Origin of the sequence: Halalkalibacter sp. AB-rgal2, assembly GCF_041821005.1 — a bacterium.
Lineage (GTDB): Bacteria > Bacillota > Bacilli > Bacillales > Bacillaceae_D > Halalkalibacter.
This window is the reverse complement of record NZ_JBGUAV010000011.1, coordinates 21553-37088: the sequence shown is the minus strand read 5'-3', so window position 1 is coordinate 37088 and position 15536 is coordinate 21553. Positions and strand designations below refer to the sequence as shown.

The 15536-nt window shown below is 37.6% G+C and carries 16 protein-coding genes, 1 tRNA gene and 1 pseudogene; 7 read left to right on the top strand and 11 right to left on the bottom strand.

Annotated features, from left to right (window positions below):
• Positions 1-140: 140 nt before the first annotated feature.
• Both comGB and comGA read right to left on the bottom strand, forming a co-directional pair.
• Positions 141-1169: a competence type IV pilus assembly protein ComGB gene (gene comGB / locus ACERJO_RS10720; protein ID WP_373647427.1), complete on the bottom strand. Its 1029-nt coding sequence runs from the start codon at positions 1167-1169 to the stop codon at positions 141-143.
• Positions 1166-2221, bottom strand: a complete 1056-nt coding sequence (gene comGA / locus ACERJO_RS10715; protein WP_373647426.1) for a competence type IV pilus ATPase ComGA — start codon at positions 2219-2221, stop codon at positions 1166-1168. Before comGA ends, comGB begins: the two co-directional genes overlap by 4 nt.
• 104 nt (positions 2222-2325) lie before the next feature.
• On the opposite strand from comGA, the gene ACERJO_RS10710 reads away from it, so the two are divergent.
• Positions 2326-2397, top strand: a tRNA-Gln gene (locus tag ACERJO_RS10710).
• A gap of 97 nt (positions 2398-2494) precedes the next feature.
• On the opposite strand, the pseudogene ACERJO_RS10705 reads toward ACERJO_RS10710, so the two are convergent.
• A pseudogene (locus ACERJO_RS10705) lies at positions 2495-2728 on the bottom strand (HNH endonuclease).
• A gap of 99 nt (positions 2729-2827) precedes the next feature.
• Here ACERJO_RS10705 and ACERJO_RS10700 point away from each other — a divergent pair.
• Together ACERJO_RS10700 and ACERJO_RS10695 are read left to right on the top strand one after the other, a co-directional pair.
• The gene (locus ACERJO_RS10700; RefSeq protein WP_373647425.1) at positions 2828-5161 is read left to right on the top strand and encodes an ATP-dependent helicase; all 2334 of its coding nucleotides are present in this window, start codon (positions 2828-2830) and stop codon (positions 5159-5161) included.
• Positions 5158-5811 carry an HD domain-containing protein gene (locus ACERJO_RS10695; RefSeq protein ID WP_373647424.1) on the top strand — a complete coding sequence of 218 codons (654 nt, stop codon included), beginning with the start codon at positions 5158-5160 and terminating at the stop codon, positions 5809-5811. Before ACERJO_RS10700 ends, ACERJO_RS10695 begins: the two co-directional genes overlap by 4 nt.
• A gap of 108 nt (positions 5812-5919) precedes the next feature.
• Here ACERJO_RS10695 and ACERJO_RS10690 read toward each other — a convergent pair whose 3' ends face one another.
• On the bottom strand, positions 5920-6312 hold the full coding sequence (locus ACERJO_RS10690; RefSeq protein WP_373647423.1) for a hypothetical protein: 393 nt from the start codon (positions 6310-6312) through the stop codon (positions 5920-5922).
• Positions 6313-6432: 120 nt separating this feature from the next.
• On the opposite strand from ACERJO_RS10690, the gene ACERJO_RS10685 reads away from it, so the two are divergent.
• Complete coding sequence (locus ACERJO_RS10685; protein WP_247106093.1) at positions 6433-6759, top strand: hypothetical protein; 327 nt, start codon at positions 6433-6435, stop codon at positions 6757-6759.
• A gap of 126 nt (positions 6760-6885) precedes the next feature.
• On the opposite strand, the gene fabI is transcribed toward ACERJO_RS10685, so the two are convergent.
• The 3 genes from fabI to ACERJO_RS10670 form a co-directional block, all read right to left on the bottom strand.
• Complete coding sequence (fabI, locus tag ACERJO_RS10680; protein WP_247106177.1) at positions 6886-7662, bottom strand: enoyl-ACP reductase FabI; 777 nt, start codon at positions 7660-7662, stop codon at positions 6886-6888.
• Between the two features lie 200 nt (positions 7663-7862).
• The gene (locus tag ACERJO_RS10675) at positions 7863-8066 is read right to left on the bottom strand and encodes a cold-shock protein (RefSeq protein WP_373647422.1); all 204 of its coding nucleotides are present in this window, start codon (positions 8064-8066) and stop codon (positions 7863-7865) included.
• 419 nt (positions 8067-8485) lie between these two features.
• Positions 8486-10543, bottom strand: coding sequence for a cation:proton antiporter (locus ACERJO_RS10670; RefSeq protein WP_373647421.1), 2058 nt, complete (start codon positions 10541-10543; stop codon positions 8486-8488).
• 190 nt (positions 10544-10733) lie between these two features.
• Between ACERJO_RS10670 and prpE the strand changes: the two genes are divergently transcribed.
• Positions 10734-11477, top strand: coding sequence for a bis(5'-nucleosyl)-tetraphosphatase PrpE (gene prpE, locus ACERJO_RS10665; RefSeq protein WP_247106096.1), 744 nt, complete (start codon positions 10734-10736; stop codon positions 11475-11477).
• Between the two features lie 19 nt (positions 11478-11496).
• On the top strand, positions 11497-11934 hold the full coding sequence (locus ACERJO_RS10660; RefSeq protein ID WP_247106097.1) for a hypothetical protein: 438 nt from the start codon (positions 11497-11499) through the stop codon (positions 11932-11934).
• Between the two features lie 54 nt (positions 11935-11988).
• On the opposite strand, the gene ACERJO_RS10655 is transcribed toward ACERJO_RS10660, so the two are convergent.
• From ACERJO_RS10655 to ACERJO_RS10640, 4 genes are all read right to left on the bottom strand, one after another.
• Entirely contained in the window at positions 11989-12879 is an 891-nt protein-coding gene (locus ACERJO_RS10655; protein ID WP_247106098.1) for an RluA family pseudouridine synthase, read from the bottom strand.
• The gene (locus tag ACERJO_RS10650; RefSeq protein ID WP_247106099.1) at positions 12872-13663 is read right to left on the bottom strand and encodes an NAD kinase; all 792 of its coding nucleotides are present in this window, start codon (positions 13661-13663) and stop codon (positions 12872-12874) included. Before ACERJO_RS10650 ends, ACERJO_RS10655 begins: the two co-directional genes overlap by 8 nt.
• A 19-nt stretch (positions 13664-13682) precedes the next feature.
• On the bottom strand, positions 13683-14315 hold the full coding sequence (gene yjbM / locus ACERJO_RS10645; protein WP_247106100.1) for a GTP diphosphokinase: 633 nt from the start codon (positions 14313-14315) through the stop codon (positions 13683-13685).
• 65 nt (positions 14316-14380) lie between these two features.
• The gene (locus tag ACERJO_RS10640; RefSeq protein ID WP_247106101.1) at positions 14381-14755 is read right to left on the bottom strand and encodes a UPF0738 family protein; all 375 of its coding nucleotides are present in this window, start codon (positions 14753-14755) and stop codon (positions 14381-14383) included.
• Positions 14756-14922: 167 nt separating this feature from the next.
• On the opposite strand from ACERJO_RS10640, the gene ACERJO_RS10635 reads away from it, so the two are divergent.
• A complete protein-coding gene (locus ACERJO_RS10635) occupies positions 14923-15510 on the top strand; it encodes a CYTH domain-containing protein (protein ID WP_247106102.1) in 588 nt (195 codons plus the stop codon).
• The last annotated feature ends 26 nt before the right edge of the window (positions 15511-15536 follow it).

Here is a 15536-nt window from a genome sequence, read left to right as displayed (position 1 = left end):
AAATAACATACAATATAAACCAAGTCAATCCCTCAAAAAAAAAATAACCATCGCTTTTCAGCGACGATTTATAATATAACACATCCAATCAGAAAATTGCAACTGAAACTGAATATTCGTTGATTATGTTATATACGATTTCACATTGTATTTAGCATTTCATAGACGGGCAACAATGTCGCTAAAAAAAGGAATAATACGATAAAACCGATTAACATAAACATAATTGGTTGGATTCTATTCAAGCCTTTTTGAATCATTCGTTCTAATTCAGCATAAAGTATACTACTATAATAAATTAAATCTGTCGCTACATAACCTGTACGGAAACCATTTGCGAGGACTGAACTGAATTCTTTTTGATAGATAGGTGATTCTTCAATAACTTCTGATAACGATTGTCCAGAACGTAACCCTACCATTAAGCGTTCACTTTCTAATTTCAACAATTCGACGTATGGCTGATCCTGTATTTGTTGTAACGCCTGTTGAATCGTCATTCCCGCCGTCAGCATTCGACCTAATTGTAGTGAGAAAAAATACGTGATAAGTAACTTTAATACTCGACCTATTAATGGGATTTTTATGAAATGATTTATTTTATGAAGAGGAGATAAGTTTTTTAACCGATTCATATATAGTAAGAAAAAGAGGATAAAACATACACAACACAAAAGGAGAACAAGTGGAGCTTGCTTTAGAAGTTCAACAAATGTGAAAACAAAGGCGGGTGACGATGTCGTTGAAATCATCGCAGTAAAATTAGGAAGCACAAATAGATACATCATGCTCATTAACAATCCAGAAAATAGTAAAAGAAAGAACGGATAGCTGACTAATTTGATCAGCTGATTTTTCCATTTTAATTGATGTCTTAAATAGCGGCTCGCTTCAATAAATCCTTTAGGTAAATCGCCTTGCCTTTCATAAAAATAAAGAAAAAGAATGATACTTCTAGGAATACCTTCTACATCAAAGCTTTGATGGACAGCATACCCCTCTTGCAATGAATACATAACCTCATGCATTTTCTCAATCCATTCACTTGACGCATATTGTGTCACAAACGACAAAGATATATCAAGTGGATACCCTGCTTCCAGCAACGAACCAATCCGGTCAAAGTGGTCGATCATTTCTTCATTAACAATCATTTTCCTTCTTATCATGTTAAGAAACTCCGTAATTCCAGTTCACTTATATAACCTAACACCCAAGCTTTTCTCGCTTGATCTTTAAAAGAACTTCTTCTCATAAATTGCCCCTTTGCCAACAACTTTAACTCCTCTCCTACTATTACTTCAACTAACGCTTTTCGTAATGGCTTCTGACAACTACACCTTTCATCCTCTTCAGCTTCGTGAAAACATATCGGACATCGTAACTTTACCAATTGCTGCACCATAATCATTTTGCAACAGTCTATCAAATCACTCTCTTTCACCCCTAGATTTAGAAGCCGTAAAAACGTTGTTTGCACATCATTGGCATGTACAGTCGCTAATACTAAATGCCCTGTTAATGATGCACGAACAGCTAAAGCAGCCGTTTCTTCATCTCTAATTTCCCCTACTAAAATAACGTCTGGATCATGACGTAGTGCCGCTCTTAAAATCGAATCAAACGTTAGTCCCGCCTTTTCATTGACTTCGACTTGAACGATATCATTTAAAGGTATTTCAATAGGGTCTTCAATTGTAATGATTGACTTATTTCCACTATGACGAATATGTTCAAGAATCGCGTATAACGTTGTTGTCTTTCCTGATCCTGTTGATCCAGCAAATAAACATAAGCCACTTTGGAATGTACGTAATGGATGTAATTGAGAAGATGCTTGAGGAAATAAGGAAAGTGTTTCAATTGAATGAGTCATGCGATGTGGTAGAATACGAATAATTAAACCCTCTGACTGCTTATTCGGTAAGGTTGATAAACGAAGAGAGTACGTAGAAGACTTTCGCTTATGGGTTATAGACATACTTTGAGGCTTTCGTTGTTCCCCTATGTCCATCCCTGAACGATATTTCAAATGACTAACTAGCCGCTCTCCTATACGTAACGGCAATTCTCTCCACTTCTTAAGCTGGCCACCACTTCGATAAAAGATCGAACAATGGCTATCATTCATTAAGAAATGAATATCTGACGCTTGCTTCCCAATTGCTTGGTTAATTAGTGAAATACAAAATGGTTCAATATCTTCCATATTTTCACTCACTTCCTTTCTACACTTCCTCACCTATTTCGACAATTTATTAAAAAATCCTTCTTTATTTTGAATAAATTTGTCCAGTCGTTACATACTAGTAATAGTCAAGTCGATGGGCTATAGCCAAGCGGTAAGGCAACGGACTTTGACTTCGTGACTCGTTGGTTCGAATCCAACTAGCCCAGTCGCCTCCTACAACGAGCCATTATATTTTTGGCTCGTTTTTCATTTCCTCTTACGAACCTTTGATTTTTTTGCCCTAATTAACATGGCTGCAGGCTTTTATATATATTTTAAATATCTTTTAATAGCATCATCCTTTAAACTCTCTATTATAGCCAAACGAATGGCTAATTATTGATTCGTAAATAATGCATGAATTTGCAGATGACATGGGATACATAAGAATACGATCGGCGAATGAGCACCACCTTCTTCACGTGGCACTAAATGATGAATCGCTAATTCTACCTCTTTTCGCTCACACAATTCACAAACACCAACACGATTTCTCATCTTATGACTTCTTTTCAAAAATTAAATAAACATTATCTGTGTATGCTCCGCTCATTTTTGCTACGATAGAGAAAGATGGTTTGAGAGGAGTTTATTTGCATGAACGTCGCATTTTATCAAGGGAAAACTATTTCCTTATCTACATATGAGCGAGAGCTGTGGCAAGCCTTATACCTCGCTAGCTTAAACAATAAAGTCACTTGTATTCATTGCCACATGCCGGTTCAATTACAACTAAGTATACTTGAACCACCTACATTCAAGCATTCGCAACTAACAGATCAATGTTTGGAAGCAGCCAACGAAATGGAAAAAAGGCTACAACAACCTGAGCATGACACTACTCAAGTAGCGAATGGATTTCAATTACCAAAAAGTCGAACGATTAGTCATCAGCATAAGAATCGGCCTTCACACGTTTGGAAAAAACCTGAATATGTCGAAGCAATCCCTCCTTTTCAAGCCATACAACATACGACAAATGGAAACCTTTCTGGATATCGGAAAGAATTATATCAAAGAGGTATTCATTTTGATGAATCGCAATGGGAAGCTGTTACAACAACGGAAGGACCTGTTATGATTTTAGCTGGAGCTGGAAGTGGAAAGACTCGTGTGTTAACAGCTCGAGCAGCTTATATGTTAACTGAGCTTCATTATTCACCAAAAAAGCTTATTATGGTTACCTTTACAGCAAAAGCTGCTAAAGAAATGAAGGAAAGAATGGCTACATACCCGAAAATGAATCAATCTTTGCTTAACCAGCTGATGATCGGGACATTTCATCGGATTTTCTATAAAATTCTTTTACATCATGAACCGAAACGGTGGGCATCTTCTTTGCTATTGAATATGGACTGGCAAAGACAAGCCATTCTCAAGTCCGCAGGTCGCGAAATAGACATTGATGAAAAAGACTTTGCCTATGATCAAGCACTCACTCAAATTAGTTTGTGGAAAAATCATATGCTTACCCCAGAGTTAGTGAAAACGACAAATTCTTGGGAAGAAAAAATACTCTATCTCTATAAACGATACGAAGCCATTAAAAAAGAAAATCAATCATTTGATTTTGATGATATGCTACTAGGTGCATATGACCTTTTCAAAAAGCACCCAGATATTTTAAGCCGTTACCAACGACGCTTTACATATGTATCTGTAGACGAATTTCAAGATACGAATAAGATTCAGTACGAGCTTATCACTATGTTAACCAAGTCGAATAACCTATGTATCGTAGGAGATGATGACCAATCGATTTATGCATTCAGAGGAAGCGACCCTTCCTTCATGTTACATTTTGACCAAGCTTATCCACATTTGAAAAAGGTACTATTAAATCAAAATTATCGTTCAAGCCATGAAATTGTTTCGACTGCGCATAACATCATTACATCGAATCGGACAAGGTTTCAGAAGCAATTAATCGCTCAACAGCATTCTGAGCAGCTTCCACTCATGTTCTACCCTTTCAACCAAGAAGAAGAAGCGACAATGATCGTCCAAGATATCAAACAAAAGGTACAAAAGGGGCATCAACCAAATGATTTTGCTATTTTATTTCGAACAAATACAGCTGCTAGAGCCTTAATAGAACGATTTATTCAATCGAGTATTCCATTTCAACTTGAGATGGATGGTGAATCTTTTTATAAACGACGAACGGTCAGAAAAGTGCTCGCATACTTGCGCTTAGCATTTGACGAAAATGACACAAAAGCTCTTACTGATTTAGTTGGTGCCCTATTCTTAAAACAGGAAGTAACTCAAGAAGTCAAGTCGCTTAGCATTACGGAGGATTGCTCATTCATAGATGCATTAGCTAAAGTGAATGGGATTCAACCTTTCCAGCAGCGTAAGCTACGCGCACTCCCTGCTAAATTTGACGAATTACGCCGACTCCAGCCATACGAGGCAATCGTATTTATTGAACGAGAAATGGGATTAGCCGATTATGTGAAGAAACAAGGAAATGAAGGTAACAAAATGGACCGTGGTTCTGATGATATCAAAGATTTAAAGGAAGTTGCTAAGCTGCATGAATCAATAGAAGGCTTCTTACAATATATTGATCATATGACCGCTAAATTTGAAGAGTTTCGTTTGCAACGCTCAGCTACTAATGCTGTTCAATTGCTAACAATTCACCGCTCTAAAGGATTGGAATTTAAACATGTGTATCTTATCGAAGCTGTTGAAGGTGGTATTCCACATGACTACGCATTAGAAGCACTGCGTGATGGTGATAAGCAACCATTGGAAGAGGAACGAAGGTTAATGTATGTAGCGATTACGAGAGCCATTGATACGTTATCGATTTCAATCCCTTCAAAGCGCAGAGGAAAACAAGTCCAGCGTTCTCGATTTGTTCGAGAAATGAATCAATTATCCACTAGAAAGCTCACTCATAGAGGAGGAACGAGTACATGAATCAAGACATAATTATTCAACAAACAAAACAATGGGTTCAATCTAAATTAGATAATGAATCCTCTGGTCATGATTGGCACCATATTCAACGTGTGACAACGCAAGCCGTAGAAATCGCTCAAGTTGAAGGTGGTAATCAATTTATCATAATATTAGCAGCACTCCTACATGATCTAATCGATGATAAAGTCGTTGAAAGTGAAGAGGAAGGTATAAAGGAAGTTACGAATTGGTTAGTGGATCAAGGTGTACCGAAGATAGAGCAGGAAACGATCTATTCCATTATAACAACCATTTCGTTCAAAGGTGGTAATAACGATCCCGTCACTTCATTAGAGGCACAAATTGTACAAGATGCCGACCGTTTAGATGCCATTGGTGCGATTGGAATCGCTCGAACATTTATGTATGCTGGCAACAAAGGGCACTTAATGCACGATCCAGAAGCACATTACCGCGAATCCATGACCGTTGAAGAATACCGTCAATCTCCATCGAGTGCCATTGGACATTTCTATGAAAAACTGTTAAAGCTCAAAGAACTTATGAATACGAATGAAGGAAGACGTAGAGCTGAAGAACGACATCAGTATATGCAACAATTTCTTTCACAATTTTATGATGAATGGGGAAATGAAGTACCATTCTAAACCTCCCTTATGACCATTGAAATACGTATAAATGATCAAAACCACTGAAAAGAATGGTCTTTTCAGTGGTTTGTAAGCTATTTCATCATTTAAATTCTTAATTCTTAATCATTCCTTTACGGTAGCTGAATCAATTTCCTTTAAGGAAAAGGATACTCGTTCATTTGATTTCGGATCAACTTGACAGAAGACCAGATCTCCTTCAAGGGACACTGTACCGACGTATACAGCATCAGCTACTTTAAGTTCAACTGGCTTTCTCTCCTCGCTTTGCTTCTTAAGCATACTTGCTAATGATTCAGACTGTTCCAATACACTACTTAAATCGACTTCATAGTGCGGATCATCTTCAAGTCCGTTAAAAACAGGCTCTCCTTTTTGAATATCTTCGTGACTGTTCTTTTCATCATGCTTCTTATAAACAAATTCTTGCTGCTTCGGCTCAATTTTTGCTTCTTTCTTTTGATAAATGTACAATAAAGGGAATGCACGTTTCCTCATGTTAGAACTCCTTTCCCATACATGGTTATTACACTATACGGTGTTCCAACGTATTATATGTATCTTTTTCAAAATGCTTATCAAGCTTTTACTTCTTGAACGAACGAGTAGGACATATACATGAACAAGATCTTATATGAATGCGAGGTGTTTTTTATGGAGGATCAACAAACGTTCTTAAAGGATGCATTTCAGCAACTACAAGAGGCTATTGAAGCATATGAACGGACGAATGTAGAACGTAGAGATCGACATACATTAAGACGGATCAATATTTATTTAAAAGAGAAGGACCATCTACTTGAGGAAACAGAGGTAAACTCAGTTCCTATGGGACATTCTGTTTTCACTTATTACAAACGAACGCCTATTCACCAATTCGAACACTATACCTTCACTGCTCAGCCTTTCAATCAATGGACAGCCAAAAAAGTTTGGCGTAGATAGTATTTCCTGGCATTTACTCCTATCAGGATCGTCATTGATTCAATAGAAGTACCTTACCTTTCAAAAGAAGGCGTTTGCCGGAGAATCTTCTTCTCAAGCAAACGCCTTCTTCATTCTAAATATAATTTATAAAGATACAATATTGTAGCCACTATCTACATGAATGATTTCACCAGTGATACCACGAGACCAATCACTCATTAAGAATAACCCTGTATCGCCAACCTCTTCCTGTGTTGTCGTTCGACGAAGAGGCGCACGTTCTTCAATTTCCTTTAAGACATCATTGAAGCCACCAATTCCTTTTGCTGCTAACGTACGGATTGGTCCAGCTGAAATAGCATTTACACGAATATTATCTTTACCTAAATCATTCGCTAAATATTTCACGCTCGCATCAAGAGATGCTTTTGCAACACCCATTACATTATAATTCTTTACGACTTTTTCTCCACCTAAATACGTTAACGTTAAAATGCTTCCTCCTTCAGAAAAAAGTGGACGAGCTGCTTTGACAACAGCCGTTAGAGAATAAGCACTAATATTTTGCGCTAGCAAAAACCCTTCGCGAGTTGTATTTAAATACTCACCTTCTAGCTCATCTTTATTGGCAAATGCAATACAATGAGCGATTCCGTGAATCGTCCCAACCTCATCTTTGATTTGTGAGAACGTCTTTTCAATTTCACCATCATCTGTTACATCACAAGGTAAAATAAGATGATCTGAACGATCTAACGTTTCTGCTAAACTACGAACATTCTTCTCTAGCCTTTCACCAGCATATGTAAAAATAAGTCTAGCACCTGCTTCTGCCAAAGATTGAGCAATCCCCCAGGCAATACTTCGCTTATTTGCCACACCCATGACTACATATGTACGATCTTCTAATGATAATTGAATCATCTCATACCTCCATTATTAGTTGTTCTTAATACCTAGTACTAATTATTATAACAGATATTAAAATAGAATCCTACTCTACAACAGAAAATAAGGGGAATAACGTAAAAACGCCTTTGAGAATTCTCTCTCAAAGGCGTTTTGTCTACGGTCTGACAGACTTCTATATAAAGAGCCTGTATGTTTAAACGATTTAAGTATTAAGCAGCTTTTTGAACGTTTGCTGCTTGAGCTCCACGAGCTCCTTGCTCAACGTCAAACGTAACTTTTTGACCTTCGTCTAATGATTTAAAGCCTTCACTTTGGATAGCAGAGAAGTGTACGAATACATCGTCTCCATCTTCACGTTCGATAAAGCCAAAACCTTTTTCTGCGTTAAACCATTTTACTGTACCTGTTTCCATTTTTGTTTCCTCCTAGTGCGTTACCACACATTATATTACTATCCTTGCCCAAAGTATCATCAAGACGAAAAGTCGATATTCATACTATCCTTCACACCGAACAAAAATAATTATTCTTATCATAGCAGAAAACGGAAAAAATTGCAAATCATTTAACTGAAATAGTAAAAACACCATAAAAAAACTATTCGAAAATACTAAGAAAGCGCTTATAATTGTCCATTCTAATTATGTTTTAAAAAAACCAACGGTGGAGCGTTAGCCAGTTAGAACCAGCGACCACCGGAGGCCCCTATCTCGAGAGGGAGCGTTTTTCTTCATTCCTTTTGATAGAATATATAATTACTCTATTCAAATGAAAGACACTGAAAAAGTCTACAGCCACTTTTTCAGTTCTCTCCTTATCATGCGTTTTTCTATCAATCATATGACTTCTCCGAAAGAAACGTCTTAGGTACATCTAATCCTCGAGTTCCTCGTGAATCAACCTTACCCTCTTCTACCGGATACATCATAATAAAGCTTTTCGGTGTAGCATTTGCTAATACTCGTGGTAATCGCTCCAGCTGCGGATGCCACGCGATTGTGCCTCTTCTCGCACTAAACACAATGACAATATCATCCTTTTTTAAATGAGGTAAATATTCCTGATTCCATTCATTCCACGTTTCTAGCTTCGTTAACGTCACTTGTGCATCAGGTTTCACCTTTTGAAACCCTTCCTGATAAGATAAGGTTTGATCTTTAATAACAAAAACAGCAATCGTCGCCCCAATCTGATTAGCCATCCGTTTCACAACCTTAATCGGATCATAAAACCCAACTTTATGATCAAAGCCAGAAGGAATCAATATCACAATTCGCTTCGTTGTATTAAGTGGATGTCCCAACTTCGAGACAAGAATCATTTGAGAAGTCCGCTCAAGTAATTGATCTAGTACGCCTCCAAAGATTTTCTGTGGTGTTGATAGCTTTCCATTCCAGCCAATAACGACATTCGTTATTCTCGTCTCCTCTATCGCCCTAACAACCCCTGTTGTAATATTCGGATCAACACGCGTAAGCATATGAATCGGCACCTCAGCACCAGCCGCATATTGGACAGCATGACCTAACAGCTTCTCTGCTTCAACAACTTGTGCTGAAGATCCTTCTTCACTGCTTCTAGCAACAGATAGCGTGTATAAGGATTCTGATGAAGAGCCTCTTACCATAAACGCCAAGTCCATTAACGATTCCAATGTTTGCGGATTCGCAATCGGCACCATAACTCGCTGTGGTGCATTGGTCGGCTCATAAGGCATTTGCGATTCTTTCAATGCGAGCTTACGGGCATACTTTTCTACTAAATAAGGACCAATCATACACGTAACTAATATCATGACAATTACCGCATTGACCGTTGCTTGATCGAATAATCCAAGATCAAAACCGACCAGAGTCGCTGCAAGAGTCGCTGCAGCTTGTGGAATCGTTAACCCAAACGTTAACCACATTTCTTCCTTTGAGTAGTGATATATTTTTCCTGTTAGCCAAGCGGCTCCAAATTTACCTATTACAACGAGAATAACAACAAGAGTTGCTGTAATCCAAGCACTAGGCTCAAGGAATAAAATTCGTAAATCCATTAGCATGCCAACAGATAACAAGAAAAAAGGAATAAAAATGGCATTCCCTATGAATTTAATTCGATTCATTAGTGGACTTTGCTCAAAAATAAATCGATTTAATGCAAGACCTGCTAGGAATGCACCAATAATTGGCTCTAGACCAGCTACAGTAGCAAAATATGCTGAAACGAATAGGACAGTCATTACAAATACAAATTCCAAAACACCTTCACTACTAAATGAACGAAAGAAAAATTTAGCCACAATCGGAACAATAAGAAAGACTGCCGCAACATAAATAGCCATAGAAAGGAACAGCATGAGCCAAAAGTCGAACGTTAACGCCCCTTGTGTCGAACCAGCTACAACAGCCAACACTAATAAGGCAAGAGTATCTGTCATAATACTTCCACCAACAGCCGTAGTAACAGACTTATTTTTCGCCACACCTAGTCTACTAGCAATAGGATACGCTAATAACGTATGTGAGCCTAGTAATGAGCCGAGCAAAATTGCGGCTGCTAACGGGTATCCAAAATAAAACGTCGCTAACACACCAATTAAAAAAGGTAAATGAAATGATAGAAAGCCAAACGTTAAACTTCGCTTTCGATATTTTTTAAATCCTTCTAAATCAATTTCTAATCCAGCAATAAAAATAATATACAATAAACCAACTGTTCCTAATAAAATAATAGTCGGATCACGGTCTAGTAGCCCTACTCCATTTGGACCGACGATTACTCCAGCAAAAATAAGGCCAATAATACCGGGAATACGAAGCTTCCTCATTATGAGAGGGGCAATTAGGAAAATAACCATTGCAATTGCAAAGATTAACACTGGGTTTGTTACAGGCTCTAGCATACTTCAATTAACCCTCCTTTTTACTACCTTATTATTCAACCTATGACTCATGATGAAAATCCCACTAATCCTGCTAAAAATATCGTTAAATGTTAAAATGCTTAAGTTTGCATACAAACACTTGAGCATTTGCCCCAATAGTAGTAAATACGCTATGATAATGAACAAAACGATTGAAATGGAGGCTAGTATGAAACTTGATATAATCGGTGATATACATGGGTGTTATAATGAGTTAATTAGCTTGCTTCAAAAACTAGGCTATAAACAAGATCAATTAGACTATGTACATCACGAATCCACTAGAAAGCTGGTATTTGTTGGTGATCTAACTGATCGTGGTCCTAATTCTCTTGATGTCATTCGCTTAGTTGCTCATCTTGTCAAACAAAACCGGGCTTTTTACGTGCCTGGAAATCATTGCGACAAGCTTTATCGTTATTTTATTGGACGTAATGTCCAAATTAAACATGGCCTTGAAACGACCGTTGCAGAGCTAAACTCTTTAACTAAACAAGAATTTCAACAAATTAAGCAACAATTTACTCAATTAGTTGATCAATCTCCACTTTATCATATACTAGATGAACGTAGACTCATTATTGCTCATGCAGGTATCCGTTCAAAAGACATAGGCTTATTCAATAAACGTGTTAAAACGTTTGTTCTATACGGGGATATTACCGGTGAAACGAATGCTGATGGAACTCCGATACGTCGAGATTGGGCACAGCACCATATTGGAAATGAATGGATTGTCTATGGTCATACTCCTACAAAACATGTACGTTTTGTGAATCACACAGTTAATATTGATACTGGGTGTGTGTTTGGCGGAGCTCTCTCTGCGTTACAATACCCTGAATTAAATGTTGTCCAAGTCCCATCACAGCAACCATACCAGCAAGAAAAATTTCGATCATTTGAACCCTAACGAACAAAGGAGTGTTTTGATGAAACAACATCTTTTTCCTCTCGCCATCATTCTTACTTTACTACTGAGTGCATGTGGTCCACAGCTATCACTTATCATTGATCATGACGAGACGAAGATTTTTTTGAATGAGGAGGAAACGCGATTCAGTATGTATGTACGTTATGAAAACACTGGACAGCTACCTAGCCCTGAGTTATATACCGTATTTTCATTTTCTCAATCTTTACAAGAAAAATTAGATGATCAGCCATCTCTTCTGTTCGCCAACCATGACGGTGAGCCTGAATGGTTTCAGATTGATGGAGGAAAAAGCTATGCCATCTCCTCTGATATTATTGAGGTCGATTCTATTTCCGCAGAAGAACTAGAAAATGCCGTCACGGTCGAACTATACAATGCAGACGATGAGCTCATTGCTGATTATGTAATTGAAACGATTGAAATCACCGACTAAGAAGAGCCATTTACTCATTAATCTTTTAAGATGTGAGTAGATCGTTCTATTTCATTACAAAAGCTGCTTCATATCTTTTGGCAATTCCGAAGTGACCGTCACTGTATCCTTTATAAAAGGATGTGTAAATTCAATTTTACTACAATGAAGAGCCTGACGAGAAATAAAGTCCTGCTTTCCTCCATATAAATCGTCACCTAAAAGCGGATGCCCTAAATAAGCAAAATGCACACGAATTTGATGAGTTCTTCCTGTTTCTAATTGTATGGATAGCAGTGAGTAATTTCGTTTCTGTGCTACAGTATGATAGTGAGTAACAGCCTTTTTTCCATTTTCGGTAACCATCCTAGTAATAATACTGTCACCCGCACGGCCAATTGGCTCATCTACCGTTCCATTGGGCGGGTGAACACGATCATGAACAAGTGCTTGATAATACCGTTTCACTTTTCCTTTGTTCTGTAAATCGGACATGCGATCATGGGCAAAACGATGCTTAGCAATAATAAGAAGTCCTGATGTATCTCGATCCAATCGGTTGACCGCATGAAACGTAGTTGGTAGTCCAATCCGTTCATAGTAACCTAATATCGCGTTTGCTAACGTTCGATTAGGATGCTCTCTTGACGGGATTGTTGGCATCCCCGCTACTTTATCGACTACAATAAAATGATCATCCTCATATACGATTGAAATAGGGATATGTTCAACATCAAGTGATTCACTTCGCTTTTCTAATGGTAAGCCAACTGTCACGACATCGCCACATTGCAAAGGTGAACGGACCGTTGCTTCATGCCCATTCACCTTAATTATACCGCCATTAAATTTAATATGAGCTAGTCCTCTTTTCGAGAGCTGGCAATCTTCTCTTAAAAAAGTTCGTAACAGCTTATGACGGTCATTTGCTACCACCCATTCAAAAGTTGCTACAAAGTTACTCACGGATAAACGACTCCTTTACTCTCTTCCAAAATGGAAATGATCGATAACGAGCAAAACGAATTCTTTCATCTGCAACTCGACACTGCAACGAATAAATGTGCCGATACTCTAACGTATAGTGATCAATTGTCACTTGCACTTCCACTTCATTCAATGGCCTCAATAAACAAACATGGTGCTTTGGCAACACGAGTGGCGAGCCTATGGTTCGATAGACACGATTATTAATAGAGGCCATTTCAGAAATTTGAATCGATGCTAATGACGGATGTAAAATCGCTCCACCAAGTGCTTTATTATAAGCCGTGCTACCAGATGGTGTCGAAATACAAAGACCATCTCCTCGAAACACTTCAAAAGTATCCCCTTTAATCTCAACGTTACTAACGATGGAACCACCTAACCCTTTAATGGTTGACTCATTTAATGCTAAATGACGCTCACCTTCGTCTTGATTATGATGGATAACGACTTCTAATAAAGGGTACTCAACGACTTGAAAGGGCTTATGAACAATATCATTGATTAATTGTTCAACCTCAGAAGGTACCCAGTCTGCATAAAAGCCTAAATGCCCTGTGTGTATTCCAACAAAGGCTGTTTCCTCAAGGCGCTTCGCATAATCATGAAAAGCTTGTAATAACGTTCCGTCACCACCAACCGTAATGACTAACTCTGGCTCATGTTGATTATACACAAGACCATGCTTCATCAATTGTTCTTTTATTCGCTTTTGCAAGTCATTTGACAAGTCGTCTCCTCTTGAGGTTACAGCAAAATTCATCTTTCATCCTCCCAATTGGCTACATTTTTCCGCTTTGCTCTTGTTTTGCCGTAATAATTTCTTGAGCGTCTCTCACTTCATCTCGAATAATAGACACTTCCTCATCGAGTTGGAAAGCAGCTTCAGCCGCTCGCTTTAGTCTCATCTTAATATCATGAGGAATTTCACCACTGTATTTATAATTAAGTGAATGTTCTATCGTCGCCCAAAAATTCATTGCTAGCGTGCGTATTTGTAATTCTACAAGGACCTTCTTCTCACCATCAATCGTTTGAACCGGATAGCGTATAACTAAATGATAAGAGCGATATCCACTAGGCTTTTTGTGATTTATGTAATCTCTTTCTTCAACGATTTCAAAATCCTTTCGATTTCTGATTAAAGATAATACTTTGTCAATGTCCTCTACAAATTGAGTCACAATTCTTAAACCAGCTAAATCTTGCATCTCTTCTTCAAGACGATCCAGTGGAATACTTTTTCTTTCTGCTTTATCTATAATACTCATCACTGGCTTCACACGTCCAGTAACGAATTCAATCGGCGTATGCTTTGATGTTTGTTGATATTGTTGGCGAATTCCTCTTAATTTAACTTTCAACTCCTCAACAGCCTGCTTATATGGAGTTAAGAAGATCGTCCAATTACTCATCCTATCACCATCCATTTACCTCTTCTAGATGATTAGAAAAGATTTTAATTACACGTTAGGCTCTACTAATAAAAGACTTGTTTAACAGCATCTTCTAATTCCTCGCCATAATTTCCGTTTCCATCAATATTAGATAACAAATAATCTAATTCTTCAAAGAGGTTATTAAGCTCTAACTCAACTTGATCATTCAACTGAACGATACAACGTTTTGATTGCTCTTTCATGAGCTTTAATGATTCCCATATAGGCTCAGAAAATGAGACATAAAAGAAGCCTTCCTCATTTTCTAGTATATAAATAAGCTCCAGTTGATCTGAGTCAACAAGCATTCTCTCGCCAGGCTTTAATTCCTGTGCTACACTTACGTCTAATGGTTCATCTATTGTCGCTACAGTTGTCTCTGCAACCTCAAGCTTCGTAACATATATTTTCTTCATTATGTACCCTCCACACACGTTCATCATTTACGTTAAACTCTTTACATAAGTAGTGTACCATAATCAGATTTTATTCGGTATGAATTGTCTATTTGATGCTCTCATTTTAATTATGAGATAATACATGTATGTTTCACTTTCATTATATAGAGTTAGGATGTGTCCAAATGAGTCAAGAAATCGAAATTGAAGTAAAATCAGTAATTACCTACTCCGCTTATTACGAATTGATCCAATATTTAAATTTAGAAGAAGAACAGGCAATCTGTCAACACAATCATTATATAGAAACCCCTTCCTTTTCTCTTAAAAACAAAGGGGCTGGTTTACGTGTTCGAGAAAAAGAAAACAGCTACACATTTACGTTAAAACAACCTCATAAAATAGGAAAACTAGAAACACATCAAAGATTGACCGAGCAGGAATGGAACGAGCTAAAAAATCATCATCGCGTACCAAAAGGGGAGGTAGAAACACAGCTTCTTTCTTTACATATTCCACTTGACGAACTTAAGTATGTCGGTACCCTAACTACAGAACGTATCGAATGGCCGTTTAATAATGGCTTACTCTGTTTAGATAAAAGCAGCTACTTTGATCAGATTGATTACGAAATTGAATTTGAAGGAAATAGTGAAGAACATGCAATAGCAACCTTAACAGATTTACTTAATCAATGTGGCATTGATCAAGTGCCAACAGAAAACAAAGTAAGGAGATTTTTCAAACAGAAGGAAATAATAGAACGTTCATAATCACATTGTCGATTTTACATTTATTT